16 protein-coding genes are annotated in these 17,568 nt (G+C 41.4%); 11 read left to right on the top strand and 5 right to left on the bottom strand.

The features are described 5' to 3' along the window. Positions 1-9 precede the first annotated feature (9 nt). Positions 10-519: a gamma carbonic anhydrase family protein gene (locus tag SKC38_RS01195; RefSeq protein ID WP_377974384.1), complete on the top strand. Its 510-nt coding sequence runs from the start codon at positions 10-12 to the stop codon at positions 517-519. 151 nt (positions 520-670) lie between these two features. Here the strand turns inward: SKC38_RS01195 and SKC38_RS01190 are convergent, their stop codons facing one another. Genes SKC38_RS01190 through SKC38_RS01180 form a run of 3 tightly spaced genes read right to left on the bottom strand, consistent with a single transcriptional unit; the run spans position 671 to position 4,277 of the window. Then, positions 671-2,161 carry a GH3 auxin-responsive promoter family protein gene (locus tag SKC38_RS01190; RefSeq protein WP_377974382.1) on the bottom strand — a complete coding sequence of 497 codons (1,491 nt, stop codon included), beginning with the start codon at positions 2,159-2,161 and terminating at the stop codon, positions 671-673. A gap of 6 nt (positions 2,162-2,167) precedes the next feature. Next, positions 2,168-2,851, bottom strand: a complete 684-nt coding sequence (locus SKC38_RS01185) for a tetratricopeptide repeat protein (protein ID WP_377974380.1) — start codon at positions 2,849-2,851, stop codon at positions 2,168-2,170. A gap of 10 nt (positions 2,852-2,861) precedes the next feature. Next, a complete protein-coding gene (locus SKC38_RS01180) occupies positions 2,862-4,277 on the bottom strand; it encodes a DEAD/DEAH box helicase (protein WP_377974379.1) in 1,416 nt (471 codons plus the stop codon). Here SKC38_RS01180 and SKC38_RS01175 point away from each other — a divergent pair, their 5' ends adjacent. From SKC38_RS01175 to SKC38_RS01165, 3 genes are read left to right on the top strand one after another with little or no spacing between them, the layout of a single operon-like run. Further along, complete coding sequence (locus SKC38_RS01175) at positions 4,278-5,606, top strand: chloride channel protein (RefSeq protein WP_377974377.1); 1,329 nt, start codon at positions 4,278-4,280, stop codon at positions 5,604-5,606. It abuts the gene before it with no gap. Position 5,607: 1 nt separating this feature from the next. After that, entirely contained in the window at positions 5,608-6,792 is a 1,185-nt protein-coding gene (locus SKC38_RS01170; RefSeq protein WP_377974376.1) for a M14 family zinc carboxypeptidase, read from the top strand. A gap of 3 nt (positions 6,793-6,795) precedes the next feature. Further along, positions 6,796-7,431 (top strand): LbetaH domain-containing protein, encoded by a 636-nt coding sequence (locus SKC38_RS01165; protein WP_377974374.1) that lies wholly within the window; start codon positions 6,796-6,798, stop codon positions 7,429-7,431. Here the strand turns inward: SKC38_RS01165 and SKC38_RS01160 are convergent. Together SKC38_RS01160 and lipB are read right to left on the bottom strand one after the other, a co-directional pair. Continuing rightward, complete coding sequence (locus SKC38_RS01160; protein WP_377974372.1) at positions 7,426-8,139, bottom strand: 3'-5' exonuclease; 714 nt, start codon at positions 8,137-8,139, stop codon at positions 7,426-7,428. The two genes, SKC38_RS01165 and SKC38_RS01160, sit on opposite strands and share 6 nt — an antisense overlap. Next, complete coding sequence (lipB, locus tag SKC38_RS01155) at positions 8,129-8,878, bottom strand: lipoyl(octanoyl) transferase LipB (protein WP_377974371.1); 750 nt, start codon at positions 8,876-8,878, stop codon at positions 8,129-8,131. The genes SKC38_RS01160 and lipB overlap by 11 nt, the downstream gene beginning before the upstream one ends. 70 nt (positions 8,879-8,948) lie before the next feature. Here lipB and SKC38_RS01150 point away from each other — a divergent pair, with 70 nt between their 5' ends. The 7 genes from SKC38_RS01150 (at position 8,949) to gmd (ending at position 17,567) form a co-directional block, all read left to right on the top strand. After that, the gene (locus SKC38_RS01150) at positions 8,949-9,302 is read left to right on the top strand and encodes a YraN family protein (RefSeq protein ID WP_377974370.1); all 354 of its coding nucleotides are present in this window, start codon (positions 8,949-8,951) and stop codon (positions 9,300-9,302) included. Between the two features lie 22 nt (positions 9,303-9,324). Then, on the top strand, positions 9,325-9,735 hold the full coding sequence (gene ybeY, locus SKC38_RS01145) for an rRNA maturation RNase YbeY (protein ID WP_377974368.1): 411 nt from the start codon (positions 9,325-9,327) through the stop codon (positions 9,733-9,735). 32 nt (positions 9,736-9,767) lie between these two features. Then, complete coding sequence (mnmG, locus tag SKC38_RS01140) at positions 9,768-11,627, top strand: tRNA uridine-5-carboxymethylaminomethyl(34) synthesis enzyme MnmG (protein ID WP_377974861.1); 1,860 nt, start codon at positions 9,768-9,770, stop codon at positions 11,625-11,627. A gap of 2 nt (positions 11,628-11,629) precedes the next feature. Next, entirely contained in the window at positions 11,630-12,514 is an 885-nt protein-coding gene (locus SKC38_RS01135) for a class I SAM-dependent methyltransferase (protein WP_377974366.1), read from the top strand. Then, positions 12,507-14,129 (top strand): Ig-like domain-containing domain, encoded by a 1,623-nt coding sequence (locus SKC38_RS01130; RefSeq protein ID WP_377974364.1) that lies wholly within the window; start codon positions 12,507-12,509, stop codon positions 14,127-14,129. Before SKC38_RS01135 ends, SKC38_RS01130 begins: the two co-directional genes overlap by 8 nt. A 487-nt stretch (positions 14,130-14,616) precedes the next feature. Beyond that, positions 14,617-16,392, top strand: a complete 1,776-nt coding sequence (locus SKC38_RS01125; RefSeq protein WP_377974363.1) for an AMP-dependent synthetase/ligase — start codon at positions 14,617-14,619, stop codon at positions 16,390-16,392. 98 nt (positions 16,393-16,490) lie between these two features. Next, positions 16,491-17,567 (top strand): GDP-mannose 4,6-dehydratase, encoded by a 1,077-nt coding sequence (gene gmd / locus SKC38_RS01120; RefSeq protein WP_377974361.1) that lies wholly within the window; start codon positions 16,491-16,493, stop codon positions 17,565-17,567. Position 17,568 lies beyond the last annotated feature (1 nt).

The raw sequence follows: 17,568 nt of genomic DNA, 5'->3' as shown, positions 1-17,568 counted from the left end.
AATACGAAAATGGCATTAATTGTTCCAATAAAGGGTATTTCGCCGCAATTTGGGGAAGAAAATTGGCAGGCAGCGAACGCGACCATCGTAGGTGATGTGACGTTTGGTACACACTGCACGGTATGGTATAATGCGGTCGTTCGTGGGGATGTGAATCGCATCCGCATAGGCAATTACAGCAATATTCAAGACGGTGCGGTGATTCATTGTACCTACCAAAAAACCGAAACGCATATTGGAAATTACGTGTCCATCGCACACAATGCCATCGTACATGGCTGTACCATCGAAGATTATGTCCTCGTGGGCATGGGTGCCATCATCATGGACGGTGCGCTAATCGAGACGGGATCCATCATTGCCGCAGGTGCTGTTGTAACCCAAAATACTCGCGTTCCTGCCGGTAGTATCTATGCCGGAAACCCAGCCAAATTACTCAAACCTGTGAGCCCTGAAGCCGCTGAGGTTTTCATGCGAACCGCGATGAATTATTTGGAATATGCGGGGTGGCAGAAGTAGACGTTGGACGTTAGACTGATATTTATAACCCTAGGCTTTAGCCTAGGGATCCCACGAACGCACATAACTCCCCAGACTAAAGTCTGGGGTTATAAAATACTCCGGACTATTTCCCTCTGGACTGACAACTGATCACTGACAACTGCCTCTCCTACCTCCCCAAGCCATTCGCGATCACACGATCATTCGCCAAACGTGGAACCTTATTTTGACCCCCTAATTTCCCCTGCGATTTCATATAATCAATAAAAGCATTGGGCTTCAAAATCGTGAGTTTTAAAGGCTGCAAAACCTTTCCGGTAATCAAATCCTTGTAATAGATGTTTTGAGCGGTCATAGATGCCTCTAAAACGGCTTGAAAACGCGTAGGATCCTGCGGTGCCTGAGCAAATTCAACCAGCCACTCGTGGTAAGGCAATTCACCAGCCGATGGATTAACCTGCGGTGCTAAAGTAAATTCAACAAGACTTGACTCCGGGCAGGCCTTTAATGCCTCAGCCATCGCACGTACCGCCTCTTCCGCAATCACATGCTCCCCAAATGCCGATATAAAATGCTTAATTCGACCCGTCACCACAATACGAAACGGATTCAGGGACACAAACTTTACCGTATCTCCAATCGAATATGACCAAAGTCCCGCATTCGTCGACATCAATAAAGCATAATTCACGCCCAATTGAACCTCCGAAAGCATTAAACGCTTTGGCGTCGCCGTGAAATAGGTATCAGTTGGCACAAACTCAAAGAAGATTCCTCCATCAACATTCAACAATAACCCCTCCTCACCCGTTGAATCCTGAAATGCGATAAAACCCTCCGATGCTGGATAGGTTTCTACGACATCAATTTCCCGACCAATCGAATCCATCAATTTCTGGCGATAAGGCTCGAAATTTACCCCTCCCGTGACAAACAATTGAAAATCAGGGAATAAATCTCCGATCTTTTGACCCGATAAAGTTTCCAAACGATCAAAATACATCTGCACCCAAGGCGGAATTCCCGAAATCAAACCCATACGTTGTTGGATGGTTTCTTGCACAATCGCCTCTAATTTCTCCTCCCAATCTTCGATGCAATTTGTCTCATAAGATGGCAATTGATTACTACGCAAATAGCTAGGAACGTGATGATTGACAATCCCCGACAAGCGACCTGTCGGAATTCCATGCTTCGACTCAAGCTCCGGAGAGCCCGACAAAAAAATCAGTTTTTGGTCTAAAAATGCGGAATTGCCTGAATAGTGCACATAATGCAACAAGGCGTCGCGTGCACCCGTAATGTGAAATGGCATCGACTCTTTGGAAATCGGAATGTATTTCGCACCGGAAGTTGTACCTGAAGTTTTGGCAAAATAGGCAGGTTTTCCCGGCCATAAAATATTGGGAGAACCCAATACCATTTCATCAATATAAGTCTTTAAATCCTCGTATTCAGCGATGGGAACACGGATTTTATATTCTAAATAATTACGAATTTTATCGAATTCATAGGCCTGACCAAAGATGGTTTGCTCCGCTTTTTTGAGGTTATTCTTCAGCCAATTTTCCTGAATTTGAATCGCCTGCGCGTGACTCTTTTGGTGTTTTTTTACCACCTTGCGCGCAAAAGGTTTCGCAAAAAAGGATCGAATTCCCATGGTAATTTACTTAAACACGCCTTGCGGATCAGGCAATTTTTCCGCTAAACTGTGTCCTAAATTTAAATCCAACTGCGTGATATCCAGCTTCCTACACTCATGCAAATAGGCCCAGGCATTTTCATATTTCTCTTGTAAATAGGCCACTTGCGCTCGCTTCATCCAAGCCGTTGCATAATTCGGTGTTTGTAACAGAGCTCTTTGCAATAATGCATCTGTCTCATCCAAAGTACCACAATCCATGGACTTCAAATAACAACTCAATTTTACAATCGCTAAGTCAACGCGAAGAATACTTTGCGTACTATCTAATGCCAAACCTTTGGATAAAAACTCGATGGCCTTAGGAAAATCTTGTCGTTGAAAAGTAATCACGCCCAATCCCCAATAGGAATCAACAGCCTGATTATCAAGCGCTTGAACTAGATTAAATCGATAAGTTGCGGTGTCCAAATGTCCCGAAGAGACGAATTCCCAAGCGCGCTCAGAAAAGAATTCCACTGCCTCTTTACGTGAACCAAAACTGGCATCACAAGACTCCACGAATTGGGTTAATTCCTTTTGGTCTTTGGCGGATAAGGCCTTTTGACCATATAGTGGCAAGTATTTTGCCTCTTTAGGCGCTGCTGTTTGTTGGGCCATCGCTAAGCTTCCAACGAACATAAACAAACTAATTAGTAGTACTTTCATCGCTGCAAATCTACCTTTTCTTTTTAGATGATGGTGCTCCTGGGCGAAATTTTGCGTTTTTTCCAGGACGATTATTCCGTTGGGGTGGTTTTGGTGTTGAAACCGCACCCCCTTTTGGGCCTGTTTTTGTCACCGCTTTACGCGTAGGAACCTTTTGCCCACTCGCACGTGCTTTGATCACCCATTTTTTCTCGTGGAACGCGCCTTTAAAATCGGGATCCTCGCGTTTCCGTTGATCGTCGACCGCCCGCAACATATCTTGTTGCTCCACAAACGGAGTCTCTTCTCGGCTGATTTCCGCCGGAAGGTCCTGAATTTCAATCTTTTGCTGAATTATTTCCTCAATCTTTGCCCAGTGATATTGCTCCGCTAGGGTAATAAAAGTGATCGACTCGCCTACCTGATCCGCCCGACCCGTCCGACCAATCCGGTGGACATAATCTTCGTAAATCAAAGGAACATCAAAGTTGATGACATGGGAAACTTTGGGAATATCAATGCCACGCGCTGCCACATCTGTCGTCACCAACACCCGAATTAAGCCTTCGCGAAACTGCTGCATTGCATTGATACGCGTATTTTGGCCTTTATTCGAGTGAATCGCACGCACTTGGTCTTCCGATAAAACCTTGCGGATCAAAAACTTTTCAACCTGATTGGCAACGTCCTTACTCCGACAAAAAACCATCACACGTTCAAAACGATCTTGCTTAAGAAAATAGGCCAAAGCATTGATTTTCGTACTTAAATTCGGGGCCTCATAAACAAATTGGGTCACCTGACTAGCTGGAGTGGCTTGTCGGGTAATTTCCACTTTTTGAGGAAACTCCAAAAACTCATGCGATAAGTTCTCTACTTTCTCTGGGAAAGTCGCGGAAAACAACCCGTTTTGACGCTTTTTGTAAGGGATTTTCTCGAGTATTTCGCGGATCTGTGGCATGAAACCCATGTCCATCATTTTATCCGCCTCATCCAAAATCAAAATCTTTAATTCCTTAACGACAATCGCGTCCTTGCGGTATAATTCCAAGAAACGACCGGGGGTAGAAACCAAAATGTCAACGCCCGCTTCTAAGGTTTGGATTTGGGTTTTAGGTCCCAATCCGCCATATAATGCCAAAATGCGTAAATCCGTCTCAATTGCTAAGCCGACCATCACCTCATGAATTTGCATGACCAACTCACGTGTGGGTGCTAAAATTAAGGTGCGAGGATTTTTCCCTTGGGCGTATTTACAACGCATTAATATCGGCAATGCATAGGCAGCCGTTTTTCCTGTGCCGGTTTGTGCGATGCCAAGGACGTCGTGTCCTTGCAACATAAGAGGAATCGCCTTCTCTTGTATGGGGCTTGGAGTAACATAGCCCAAAGCGTCACAGGCGCGACACAATTGAGGGTTTAAACCAAGCGAAGAAAAATCAGTCATATGATTAATTTTGATGAAGGGACAATTTCCTTCGTGGAACTCCGTTCGCGAACGCTGCCGGCGCCCAATCACAATTCCACGACAAAGGTAGGCAAAATAAAATTCCCTACCTTTGAAACAAAAATTCTCTTAATCATGCGAATTTGGGGCATTAGATTCCTATTATGGGCCATCATCTCCTTCGCCAGCGGTAGTGTTGCATCACTTTTCCTCTGGGGCTTGCAACTCATCGCAGAAAATCGACAAACTTATTTTTTACTAGGACTTCCTTTGGTTGGTTTAATACTTGTATGGATGCGCAAATGGTCTTTCACCACATTAGGAACAAACGACCTCATCAAGCAGCTACACGGGGATACCCAGGTTACTTCTTTTTTCCAAGCACCTTATACTTTGGCCAGCACCTGGCTAAGTCATTTGGTTGGAGCATCTGTAGGTAGGGAAGGGGCAGCAGTATTCATGGGCGGCTCGATCGCAAACGCGAGTACTAAGCCATTCAATATATCGCAAGAGGAAAAATCCATTTGGCTACGCGCCGGAATGAGTGCAGGTTTTGCAGCAATTTTCGGAACACCTTGGGCCGGATGTTTTTTCGGACTCGAAATTAAAGAAGTTGGCAAAATTCATTTTCGCTCAGTTTTTGCATGCTTATCCACCGCTTTTGCAGCAAATCTCGTAAGTCTCCACGTGTACGGCACAAAACACGTTTTGTATCCCCACATTTTATTACCTGAGATTTCACCCGTATTTTGGGCCAAATTAGCGCTTATAGGCCTTTTTTTAGCCATAATCGCACGCATCTATTCGCGCTTAGAATCGATTATTTATTTTGCATCTGATAAATTACCCATACAGGCTTACCAAAAAGCGATTCTCGCGGGCCTTATTTTACTAGCGCTCTTTCAATTTCCCTTTTTTCAAGAGAGCATCGGATTGGGTTCCGAATATTTACTAAGACCCTTTGAAGAAAATTTTCAAGCGGGAACATACGCTTTCCAAAAACTCATAGCGACTTGCTTGAGTCTTGGACTCGGCTATAAAGGGGGAGAGGCAACGCCCTTATTTTTAATCGGCTCACATGCCATGGCAAGTTTTTCAGATCTAATCAATTTACCGGCTCCTTTTTTAGCTGCCTTGGGATTCACCTGCCTTTACATGGGATTAACAAAAACGCCCATCGCAGCAATGTGCATGGGTGTTGAACTATTCGGAAAAGATGCCTGGTTTTGTTACTTCATTGTTACCTTCATTGTTATCTATTTCTCCGAGAATAAAGGAATTTTCAAATCACAAACATGGGCAACTTACATGCCTAAACTCCCATTTTAATATGTACCATTTCTTTTTCGACAACTATTCACAGTACAAAGAAACACGAATTCAAAAGCGTCGTTTTGACGAAAGTTTATGGCAAGAACTTATACAAGAATGGACAAAATCTCCCTATTTACAGGTAACGAAAATTGGGGAAACGTTTGAAAAAAGAGCGATTCATGAAGTGAAATTTGGCCAAGGTCCCATTCAAATTATTGCTTGGTCTCAAATGCATGGCGATGAAGCAACGGCAACCATGGCATTGTGCGATATATTCAACTTTATCAACTCAAATGACTCAAGATTTATTGAAATCAGGGAAATATTGCATCAGAATCTAAGCATTTCCTTCATACCTTATTTAAACGCGGATGGGGCTTCTCAATGGACTCGTGAAACGGCATTAGGAATTGATATGAACCGCGATGCTCAACATTGTTATAGCCCAGAAGCGAGATTATTATCTGATTGGGCAGACCGCATACAACCTACATTTGCCTTTAATTTACACGATCAAAATCGATTATACTCCGTAGGAAATTCGGCAAATCAAACGCACATTGCCTTCCTTGCAACGGCTGGAGATGAGGCAGGAACCTGGACAGATTCACGACTTCGCGCAGGTAAATTAGCCAATCGATTGACGCGATTAACACAAGAAAAAATACCCAATAAAGTAGCTAAATGGACCGACGAATTTAATCCACGTGCATTCGGAGATAACTTTCAAAAAAGAGGTTACGGATTACTTTTACTTGAGTCAGGTGGTGCAGGCTGGGACTTGGAAAAACAATCTTTACGCCAACTCAATGCCGCGATATTATTAGATGCCTTTTACAGTATTGCAACAGGCACTTACCAACAAGAAGACATCGAAACGTATGAAGCTTTAGCGACAAACGAACGCCAAATATTCGACATAAAACTAACACAGGCACCTTTAGATTCAACAGGAAAAATTCGTGCTGACATTGGTCTAAACTTGAAAGAAACGGCAAGTGGACAGACACAAATTAATTACACATGGACAGTCGAAGAAATAGGAGATCTTTCCAACATGCATGCATTAGAAACCCAAGACGCAAGCCAATGGATATTCGATCAACCGATTCAATTAGGACAAGAAATAAGTGATTTGATCTTTACAAAAGCAGGAGAAACCTCTTTTGATTTACGTACTTTTACAGCCAAAATAAAATAATATATGACATCATTACCCGTAATCATTATTGGAGTAAATCCATTTGCACTTGAAGTAGCACACATATTCCAACAAAATAACGTCGTAATCTATGGTTTTCTTGACGATGACCTTAAGAAAAAAGACACCATGATTGGTGAGATTCCTGTATTGGGAACAACTGAAGATGAAAGTTATTGGGGCTTAATTGGAAAGTCTTGTGCCGTATTTGTGGCATTGGAAAACCCAACCGAGCGTAAGAAAATGATCGAATTAATCGAAGAAGATCGCAAAACAAAACCGGTTCACGCGATACATCCAAGTGCGCAAATTGCCAATGTGAAGAGCTTAGCTTATGGAATATTCATTGGCGCGAATGTCGTGCTAGGAGCAGAAACAAAGATTGCAGATCACGTCATTATTGGACCAGGTACAATCATTGAAACAGGTGCAAGTATTGAAGAATTTAGTCAAATCGGCGCAGGTTCAGTTATCGGGAAAGAAGCACAAATCGATAAAAATGCATTTGTAGGAATTCACTCGACAATCGTTGGCAGCATTAAAATAGGGAAGGGTGCAACCATCGGAGCAGGCTCTGTTGTAATAGAAAATATTCCAGCTTGCAAGCGTGCTTTCGGAAATCCTGCCAAAATACTATAGTTTTTGTATGTTGTGTGGCTCAACGAGGTTCATAAAATGAAACCGCAAATACAGTTGGGCCACCACAATAACATCCTCCATGCAATAGGATTCAATCCGCGCTAAATTACCCTCTTTATAGTATACATCATGTACTTGGTCGCCCGAAAGATCTGATTTCGCGCCCTCAATTCCCATCATTTCAGCCAACAATTCCAAGGAAGTATAATTCTTTCGATCTCCAAATCGCCACATTTCCATGGTATCCTGGTGAATAATTTCCCATGGTTTTTTACCCTGAACTTGAAGGGCTTTGGGAATTTCAAGATTATTTGCCAACATTCTTCTACACAAATACGGAAAATCAAACTCTTTCCCATTGTGTGCCACAAGCGTCAATTCCTTGGACTTGTATGTCTTGTTAATAAATGCGCCGAACTCTTTTAGTAGCTCTTTCTCATCATGATGCGCAATGGTTTTCACCTTCATACTGAGCTGTTGGTCCTTATTGACATACAAAAAGCCCATTCCAATCACAATTACCCGGCCAAATTCAGCAAACAATGCTGCGCGATCAGCATACAGGTCTTCCAGGCTTAAGGCATCAATGTTGTATAAATTCTTCGCTTTTTTTAGCCAGAATTCTTGCATCTTTTCAGAAATCTGGGAAAAATCCGATTTTCCAGACACGGTTTCAATATCAAGAAAAAGCGTGTTTTTAAAGTTCATTCGTTTCTAGCTTAGGCAATGTTTCACGTGAAACATGTTGGGGTGTAAATAAGAAAAGCGCTTGAAGATTCGCTAAAACAAGGCGCTTAACTTCGTCCAAGTCCATCGTTTGGCCTAGCTCTTGCTGTAAAGAAGTTACGCCCTTAGTTGCAATACCACACGGCACGATATGTCCGAAATAGGATAGGTCAGTATTCACATTTAAGGCAAATCCATGCATGCTGATCCAACGAGAAGCCTTCACGCCAAAAGCACAAATCTTTCGTGGATTGTCAGATTCTGGGTCAATCCACACACCAGTCAAGCCTTCGATTCGCCCAGCCACCAAACCATAGTGGGCACATGTTCGCATGATGGCTTCTTCCAGCATGCGGAGATATAAATGAATATCTGTAAAGAAGTTTTCTAGGTCTAAAATTGGGTAGCCGACCAGTTGGCCCGGCCCATGATAGGTAATATCGCCACCACGGTTGATCTTGAAAAAGCTAGCGCCAATCGTATGCAAAAAAGACTCTTGCATCAACAAATGAGACTCGTCCCCGCTCTTTCCCAAGGTATAAACATGTGGGTGTTCGCAGAACAAAAGGAAGTTGGGGGTAGACTTCAAGTCCGACTCAGCCACATTTCGATTTGCCAATTTAATGCCGGCCGTATGCGCCATCAAGGACTCTTGGAGATCCCAGGTTTCCTTGTAGGGCACAAGTCCCAAATCAACAAATTGGACATTTTTATTTGGCATCGAGATTATCAGCTTACTGTTATGTTCGCCCCAAAGAAACCTGTTCTTTTGGGAAAGCAAATATACAAGAATGGCGAAACATTTAAGGCTTGGGAAAAGGGCAGAATATCTAGCAACTGATTATTTACGAAAACAGGGTTATTATATCCGTGACAAAAACTACCGAAGCGGCCAGGCAGAAGTAGATATTGTTGCGCAAAAAAGCCAACGGTTATTCTTCATTGAAATCAAATCAAAACATTCGATTTGCTATGGGGAACCCGAAGAACAAATAGGAAAAGGCAAAATTCGGCGCTATCACCACGCGGCAGAAAGCTTTCAATTGGAAGAAAAATGGCATGGCGAAATACAGTTTGATACGATTTCCATTACTTTTTTTCCACAAGCTGTTAAAATCGAGCATTTCGAGGATGCTTTTTCGTAAATTCGCGGTTTAATAAACGAATATGATCAGTTTCCATACAGAAGACGTTTCTTTCAAGCTGCAAGACAAAATCAAGCACAAGCAATGGCTGCAAGCGGTTGCGAAAGAAGAGCAAAAAAAGATAGGAGAGTTGAATTATGTGTTTTGCTCCGACAGCTATTTATTGGAGATTAACCAGAATTATTTGCAACACGATACCTACACAGACATCGTGACGTTTGACAATTCGGATGACCCTAAAATAATTGAAGGAGACATCTTTATTTCCTATGATCGCATCCTGGAAAATGCGCAAAAATTTGGGACAGAAGAAAGCGAATTGCAACGCGTCATGGTGCATGGCCTGTTGCATCTTTGTGGGTACAAGGACAAGGCGAAGGCCGACAAAGACCAGATGACGAATAAGGAAAATTACTATTTGGCAAAAAGATAATACGTGTTCCACGTGAAACATAAATGAAGATGATGCAGAATTCATATGACGTAATCGTAGTAGGAGCGGGGCATGCAGGCTGTGAGGCGGCGCATGCAGCAGCCCAAATGGGTTCAAAGGTGTTGTTGATTACGATGAACATGCAAACGATTGCCCAGATGTCCTGCAACCCGGCGATGGGGGGTGTGGCAAAGGGTCAAATCGTTCGTGAAGTAGATGCCCTAGGAGGGATGTCGGGAATCATTTCCGACAAAACTATGATTCAGTTTCGAATGTTGAATCGTTCGAAGGGGCCAGCGATGTGGTCGCCAAGATGCCAATCGGACCGCGCGCGTTTTGCAGAAGAATGGCGCTGGGCTTTGGAACAAAATATCAATGTTGATTTTTGGCAAGATTCTGTGGAAGGCTTAATCGTTGAAAACGACGAAGTGAAAGGAGTGAACACCCGATTGGGAATGCAGTATTTTGCACCTACGGTTGTACTAACGAATGGTACATTTTTAAATGGTTTAATCCATATTGGGGAAAAACATTTTGGCGGAGGAAGAATGGCTGAACCCATGGCTGGCGGCATCACAGAACAATTGGTTCAATTGGGATTTGAAGCAGGTCGGATGAAGACAGGAACGCCACCGCGTGTGGATGGTCGGAGTTTAGATTATTCCAAAATGGAAGAACAAAAAGGAGATGAGAACCCAAGCTCCTTTTCTTATTTGACGAAGACACCTATCCAAGAGCAGCGCTCATGTTGGATTACACATACGAATGAAAAAGTACACGAAGTGCTTCGCAAAGGATTTGATCGAAGTCCGATGTTTGCAGGAAGAATCAAAGGCTTAGGACCGCGCTATTGTCCATCCGTAGAAGATAAAATCAATCGCTTTGCCGACAAAGATTCCCATCAAATTTTCGTAGAACCCGAAGGGTGGAATACCGTTGAAATTTATGTGAATGGATTTTCAACATCCCTTCCAGAAGACATTCAATTCGAAGCCATCCGCTTAATCCCTGGATTTGAAAATGCGAAAATGTTCCGACCGGGTTATGCGATCGAATACGACTATTTCCCACCAACGCAATTGAATGCGACTTTAGAAACGAAACGTGTTTCGGGTTTATATTTTGCCGGACAAATTAACGGAACGACAGGCTACGAGGAAGCTGCTTGCCAAGGATTAATGGCTGGTATCAATGCGCATCAAAAAGCACACAAAAAAGCACCGTTTACTTTATCGAGATCGGAGGCTTACATTGGCGTTTTGATTGACGACTTAATCAACAAGGGTACGGATGAGCCTTACCGCATGTTTACGTCTCGCGCAGAGTTTAGAACCTTATTAAGACAAGATAATGCTGATGAGCGCTTAACCGAAAAAGGCTACGGCTTGGGTTTGGCTACGCAAGAACGTTTGGATACTTACCTGAACAAAAAGGAACAAGTAGCTGCGTTAATTGAAACCATTCAAACAACGAAAGTGAAGCCTGCGGAAATCAACGATTGGTTGCAAGAACAAGGTACAGCAACATTGAAGGAGGGGGCGCCATTGATTAATTTATTGAAGCGCTCCGACTTAAGTTTTGAACAAATTCTCCAACACGAAATTGGGCAAAGTATCAAAGAAGCATATTCGCAAGAAGTGCTCGAGCAAGTCGAAATTATTGTCAAGTATGAAAGCTACATTGAGAAAGAACGCTTGATGGTAAACAAGATGAAGAGCATGGAGGATTTGGCGATTCCGGCGAACTTCGATTATGACAAAATCAAAACCTTGTCCACAGAGTCGCGCATTAAACTTAAATCGATTCGTCCACAAACCATTGGTCAAGCGAGCCGCATCTCAGGTGTGTCTGCCGCTGACGTTTCGATTTTACTTTTATTTATGGGTCGTTAATTATGGAGACATTACAAAACTGTCCGGCATGTGGTTCGTCAGAAATGACCACACATTTACAAGCCAAAGACTATACCGTTTCAAAAAATACCTTCAACATCGTTCGTTGTGCAGCATGTGATTTACTCTTCACAAACCCACGACCGGAAGCAGAACAAGCTAGCTATTTTTACCAGTCGGAGAATTACATCTCCCACAGCAATACGCAAAAAGGATTCATCAATAAGCTTTACCACGCGGTTCGAAAAATAACCTTGAAACAAAAAACAAATTTGATTCAAGGCGAACAAAAGGGGACTAAAAATTTATTGGATATCGGTTGTGGCAATGGACACTTTTTACATGCATGCCAACAAGACGGTTGGAATACCTTTGGCATGGAACTCGATCCCGAAACGGCAGCGCGTGCAGCAGCATTAACAGGTCAAAGCATATTCCCAAATTTACAGGCCATCCCAGAAGAACCTCAATTTGAATTGATCAGTTTGTGGCATGTCTTGGAACATGTGTATGAAATCGACGCCTATTTTGAGTTCTTCAAAAAACGCATAAATCCAGGGGGTAAATTGCTTTTAGCCTTACCCAATTCGAAATCTTTTGATGCGGATTATTTTAAAGAATTTTGGGCGGCCTATGATGTTCCACGACACATTTATCATTTCAATCCTGAAACCATTCAGTCAATTGCCAAAAAACACGGATTTAAATTAGCCAAACAACATGGCCAAATTTTCGACAGTTTTTACATTGCACTGTTGAGTCACGAATACAAAACCGGAAGCAAGAAATTAATCACTTCTTTTTTCGTCGGCCTTTGGTCTAACCTAATGGCCTATTTCAAAACAGGTAATTATTCAAGTAATATCTATATTTTTGAACATGCCTAAATTCGTGCAAAAACTCGCATTCGTCACATTTATCCTGTTCATTAGCTTGAGCATGTTTCAGCGTTGTGCACAAACTGCAAGTCCTCCAGGCGGAAAAAAAGATACATTAGCTCCCAAAATTGTAACTAGTATTCCGCTAAACAAAAGCAAAAATTATACGGGGAAGAAAATCGAATTGAATTTCAATGAATATGTATCCATTCGAAATTTGAATCAAGAATTGTTGATCACTCCGAATGTGGGAACATATGAAACCCGTATCCGACCTACGGGCGTGACATTACTATTGGACTCCACACTACATAAAAACACGACCTATACCTTCAATTTCCGGAATGCAATTGAAGATATGTCGGAGCGCAATAAAGGCAAAAACATCAAACTTGTTTTCAGTACGGGATCCGACATTGATTCCTTGCAAATCAGCGGCCAGGTAAAACATTTGGAGACAAATAAAAAGCTGGAATCTATTTTGGTCGGCCTCTATCCTTACACGGATACCTTACGCATTGATCAGGCAAAACCATATTATTTTACGAAAACAGATACTTCAGGAAATTACCAAATTGAGAACATTGCAGCTGGCAAATATTACATGGCGGCATTTAATGACATCAACAATAATTTAGTCTATAATTCAAACAAAGAACCTGTTGATTTCATCACACAAAACTTTATTGATTTAAAGAAAAGCGAAACGCAAGACTTTAAAATTGCTTTACAAAATCAAGATCCCTTGAAAATTAGCAAGACAACAAGCACAGCAAAAACGGTTTTATATGAATTATCGAGAGGTGTAAAATCGATTGAGATCCAACCAAAAAATCTATCATACCAGATTGAATCACACCGAAACCTACGTTTCTATGTGGGAAACGTGGAACATCAAGATACTGTTCGTATATCGGCTATCGTAACGGATTCATTAAATCGAGTAACGACATTAGCATTGAAGCTAAAATTTAGAGAACCCAATAAGAAAGAAAAGGTCGTCAATACACCTTTACGTATGGAAGTATTTCCAGCAAGTAACCATTTGTTAAGTCCTGAGGATTCGATTGTAATTAAATTTCCGAAACCAATCGCTTTGATAAACACAAAAGCGATCTCGTTCGTAACAGGTCCCGATGAAGAAATTCAATTGCCGGATGATGCTTATAACTGGAATAGCTTTGTCAATGAATTAAGCATTCAGAAAGCTTATTTGCCTTTGCGTAATCGTTTTGAATTGAAATTTGCGAAGCATGCTTTTGTCAGTGTAGAAAAAGATTCCTCCCAAGTATTTACGCAAGCTTTTGAATTTCAAGATTTAGAAAATTATGGAAGTATTTCAGGGAGTATCAACACACCTAAAGGCAAACATGTCTTTCAGTTAATCAAATCGGATACGAAGGCTTTGGCATACCAACAAACGGGCGAAAACACATTTAATTTCCCACACGTGGAACCTGGTTTATATGAATTACGTGCCATTGAAGATCGCAATGGAAATGGACTTTGGGATTTAGGCAACTTTAAAACAAAAGAAAAGCCCGAGTCAATTTATTTCTTTCCAAGCAAGATCAAATTGAAGGCCAACTTTCAGATTAGTGATGTGTTGATAAGTACCCAATAAACCCCCATTTTATCCACAATTCCTGTGGACGAATGTGGATAAAATTCCATACCCTGTGGAAAATGTGTATAAGTCCACACTTATCCACGCAATACGGAAATCTTATCCACAAGTTGATAAGCTATTTAAAATTATCATCTTCCTGATTAATAGCATATTACAAATCAAATTTTGACTTATCCACATATCCACAGAGAACAACAAAGAGAAACAAAAGAAAAGATTTTAAAAAGTTTTTCTTTTTTTAATTTATATGTGTGGATAAATGAAATCTACCGTTTGACGCCGGCAGGGTATACCGTTTTTGATGTTATATTGATATTTTATTATAAATAAATAATTTAAAAAGATAGAATAGCATATTTATACCCCTTGTATTGTGGATAACTTGTGGACAATAGACTATTGTGTACAAAAAAATCGTTTAAAAGTGCAAATCGAAAGGCTGATTTGTTAACTTTGATATTCATAATCAACAAACTCAATCATGCTTGAATTTTCAAATTTCACCCGCGTATTTGATTTACTGCCGATTTACGATCAGCTTCATAAATCGGATTTGTTTTGTTTGAAGCGAAATGGAGAATGGCGAAAATATAGTTCGGAAGAAACGTTGGATATCATTCAAGATGTTGCTTTGGGACTTTTGGCTTTGAAGATTAAACCAGGAGATAAAATTGCCATCATATCGGGCAATCGCCCGGAATGGAATTTTGTTGATTTTGCTATTCAATTGATTGGTGCTGTTTCGGTGCCGATGTATCCAACGATTACTGTGGAAGATTATGCATTCATTTTTGAGAATGCAGAAGTGAAGTATGTGTTTGTGGAGGGAGAAGAATTATTTCTTAAAGCGAAAGAAGCTGCGAAAGGAAATCGTAAGATAAAGAAGATCTATACTTTCGATCCAGTTGAAGGAGCGGATATGTGGACTGATGTGAAAGATGCTGGTTTTGGTCAGGATCGAGCACCCTTAAAACCTTTGCAAGATGCAGTAAAGCCAAGTGATTTATTGACCTTAATTTATACATCGGGAACAACCGGTCGGCCAAAAGGAGTCATGTTGACCCATCACAACATTGTTTCCAACGTAAAAGCGTTAATTCGCGGGAAGTTTTTTGATTTATACGCAACAGATCGTGCTTTAAGTTTTTTACCGCTTTGTCACATTTATGAGCGGACCGACATTTACATGTACATGTCTTATGGCGTTTCGGTGTATTACGCGGAGAGCATGGAAACCATTGCGGATAATATCAAAGAGGTTAAGCCTTCCATGTTTGCTTCGGTTCCACGTTTATTGGAGAAAGTTTACGATAAGATTTTGGCCAAAGGCAATGAGTTAACGGGTATCAAACGTAAATTATTTTTTGGGGCAATTGAATTTGGTTTACAATATGACCCGATGGTTAAATTGGGTTTAGTGGATTCCATCAAATTAGCAGTTTATCGGAAATTGATATTCAGTAAGTGGCGTGAGGCTTTAGGTGGAAATGTGCGTTTGATTGCCTCAGGTTCCGCGGCCTTACAACCTCGTTTATCACGTGTATTCTGGGCGGCTGGTGTTCCAGTCAGTGAAGGATATGGGTTGACAGAGACTTCGCCCGTTATTTCGGTATCGCAAGTTAATCCACCAGATTTCCGAATTGGATGTGTGGGAACTTTGGTAGATAGCATGGAATTGAAAATTGCAGAAGATGGAGAAATTTGTGTGCGCGGGGATTCTGTGATGGTCGGATATTACAAAAACCCAGAAGCAACGGCTGAGGCTGTTGATAAAGACGGTTGGTTCCACACGGGTGATATTGGCGAAATGGTTGAAGGCAAGTATCTGAAGATCACGGATCGTAAAAAGGAAATATTTAAAACCTCGGGTGGTAAATACGTTGCACCGCAGTTGGTGGAAAATAAACTAAAAGAATCCGCGTTTATCGAACAATGCATGGTCGTAGGTGAAGGACAAAAATTCCCTGCGGCATTAATTATTCCTGAATTTGCGGCTTTAGGTGTTTGGTGTAAGCAACATGGAATCCCAGTTGGTACGCCCGAGGAATTGATCAACCATAAAGATGTTATTCGTAAAGTGGAGGAAGAGGTAATGTCCACCATGGGTTCAGTGGCCAAATATGAACAGGTTAAGAAATTCGTTTTATTACCTCGTTTGTTTACCGTTCAAGATGGAGAAATTACACCTACCTTGAAGTTGAAACGCAAGGCTATTTATGCCAAACACGAAAAGGCCATTTTGGCATTGTATGAATAAAATAAAGTGTTTTCACGAATTAGCTTTAGTGCTCTGCTAAAATTTCGTAATTTTGAGGTTTGAAAAAATATTCCGCAAGGAGTCATTAAATTGGATGTATGTCACAGCATAAAAAAGTAGCCTTAATTACGGGTATTACGGGTCAAGATGGAGCCTATTTAGCAGAATTGTTGTTGAGTAAAAACTACGTAGTTCATGGAATTAAGCGTAGAAGCTCTTTGATCAATACGCAACGAATCGATCATTTATATGAAGATCCGCATGTTGATTCATCCAATTTCCACTTGCATTATGGTGATTTAAGTGATTCGACAAATATCATTCGGATCATTCAGGACGTTCAGCCAGATGAAATTTACAATCTAGGCGCGATGTCACATGTCAAAGTTTCTTTTGACGAACCCGAATATACTGCTCAGGTTGATGGAATTGGTACTTTGCGAATTTTGGAAGCCGTTCGTTTATTGGGTTTAACCAAGAAAACAAAGATTTATCAGGCGTCCACGTCGGAATTATATGGCTTGGTACAAGAGGTTCCTCAGTCGGAAAAAACACCTTTTTATCCACGCTCTCCTTATGCCGTTGCTAAATTATATGGCTATTGGATTACGGTGAATTACCGTGAAGCTTATGATATGTTTGCTGTGAATGGGATTTTGTTCAACCACGAGTCTCCATTGCGTGGAGAAACTTTTGTAACACGAAAAATTACAAGGGGTGTGGCGCAGATTGCGTTGGGCCAACAAGATAAATTGTATTTAGGAAACTTAGACGCGAAACGCGATTGGGGACATGCCAAGGACTATGTTGAGGCAATGTGGTTGATTTTGCAGCAAGAAAAACCGGAGGATTTTGTAATTGCAACAGGAATTACGACGACCGTTCGTGATTTTATCCGCATGGCATTTAGTGAGGTAGGTATTGAAATTAAATTTACAGGCGAGGGTGTGAATGAAGTTGCAACTATTGCCGCGTGCAACAATCCTTTGTATCAAGTCGAAATTGGTAAGGAAGTCGTGGCAGTTGATCCGCGTTATTTCCGCCCTACAGAAGTTGAGTTGTTGATCGGTGATCCTACCAAAGCAAAGGAAAAATTAGGCTGGAAATTGCAATATGATTTACCTGCTTTGGTGAAAGACATGATGGCTTCCGACGTACAATTATTTACCAAATAAG

The sequence above is a fragment of the Aquirufa echingensis genome (genome assembly GCF_042714525.1).
In the GTDB taxonomy this organism is placed as follows: domain Bacteria; phylum Bacteroidota; class Bacteroidia; order Cytophagales; family Spirosomataceae; genus Aquirufa; species Aquirufa echingensis.
Note: the sequence above shows the minus strand (reverse complement) of the source record. Positions and strands in the feature narration are given on the sequence as shown.

Coding starts and splice junctions, on each gene's coding strand:
- SKC38_RS01165 (WP_377974374.1), top strand. CDS start 6,796: ATGACATCATTACCCGTAATCATTATTGGAGTAAATCCATTTGCACTT.
- SKC38_RS01175 (WP_377974377.1), top strand. CDS start 4,278: ATGATTAATTTTGATGAAGGGACAATTTCCTTCGTGGAACTCCGTTCG.
- SKC38_RS01170 (WP_377974376.1), top strand. CDS start 5,608: ATGTACCATTTCTTTTTCGACAACTATTCACAGTACAAAGAAACACGA.
- SKC38_RS01180 (WP_377974379.1), bottom strand. CDS start 4,277: ATGACTGATTTTTCTTCGCTTGGTTTAAACCCTCAATTGTGTCGCGCC.
- SKC38_RS01135 (WP_377974366.1), top strand. CDS start 11,630: ATGGAGACATTACAAAACTGTCCGGCATGTGGTTCGTCAGAAATGACC.
- mnmG (WP_377974861.1), top strand. CDS start 9,768: ATGCAGAATTCATATGACGTAATCGTAGTAGGAGCGGGGCATGCAGGC.
- SKC38_RS01130 (WP_377974364.1), top strand. CDS start 12,507: ATGCCTAAATTCGTGCAAAAACTCGCATTCGTCACATTTATCCTGTTC.
- SKC38_RS01195 (WP_377974384.1), top strand. CDS start 10: ATGGCATTAATTGTTCCAATAAAGGGTATTTCGCCGCAATTTGGGGAA.
- SKC38_RS01160 (WP_377974372.1), bottom strand. CDS start 8,139: ATGAACTTTAAAAACACGCTTTTTCTTGATATTGAAACCGTGTCTGGA.
- SKC38_RS01185 (WP_377974380.1), bottom strand. CDS start 2,851: ATGAAAGTACTACTAATTAGTTTGTTTATGTTCGTTGGAAGCTTAGCG.
- SKC38_RS01150 (WP_377974370.1), top strand. CDS start 8,949: ATGGCGAAACATTTAAGGCTTGGGAAAAGGGCAGAATATCTAGCAACT.
- ybeY (WP_377974368.1), top strand. CDS start 9,325: ATGATCAGTTTCCATACAGAAGACGTTTCTTTCAAGCTGCAAGACAAA.
- gmd (WP_377974361.1), top strand. CDS start 16,491: ATGTCACAGCATAAAAAAGTAGCCTTAATTACGGGTATTACGGGTCAA.
- SKC38_RS01190 (WP_377974382.1), bottom strand. CDS start 2,161: ATGGGAATTCGATCCTTTTTTGCGAAACCTTTTGCGCGCAAGGTGGTA.
- SKC38_RS01125 (WP_377974363.1), top strand. CDS start 14,617: ATGCTTGAATTTTCAAATTTCACCCGCGTATTTGATTTACTGCCGATT.
- lipB (WP_377974371.1), bottom strand. CDS start 8,878: ATGCCAAATAAAAATGTCCAATTTGTTGATTTGGGACTTGTGCCCTAC.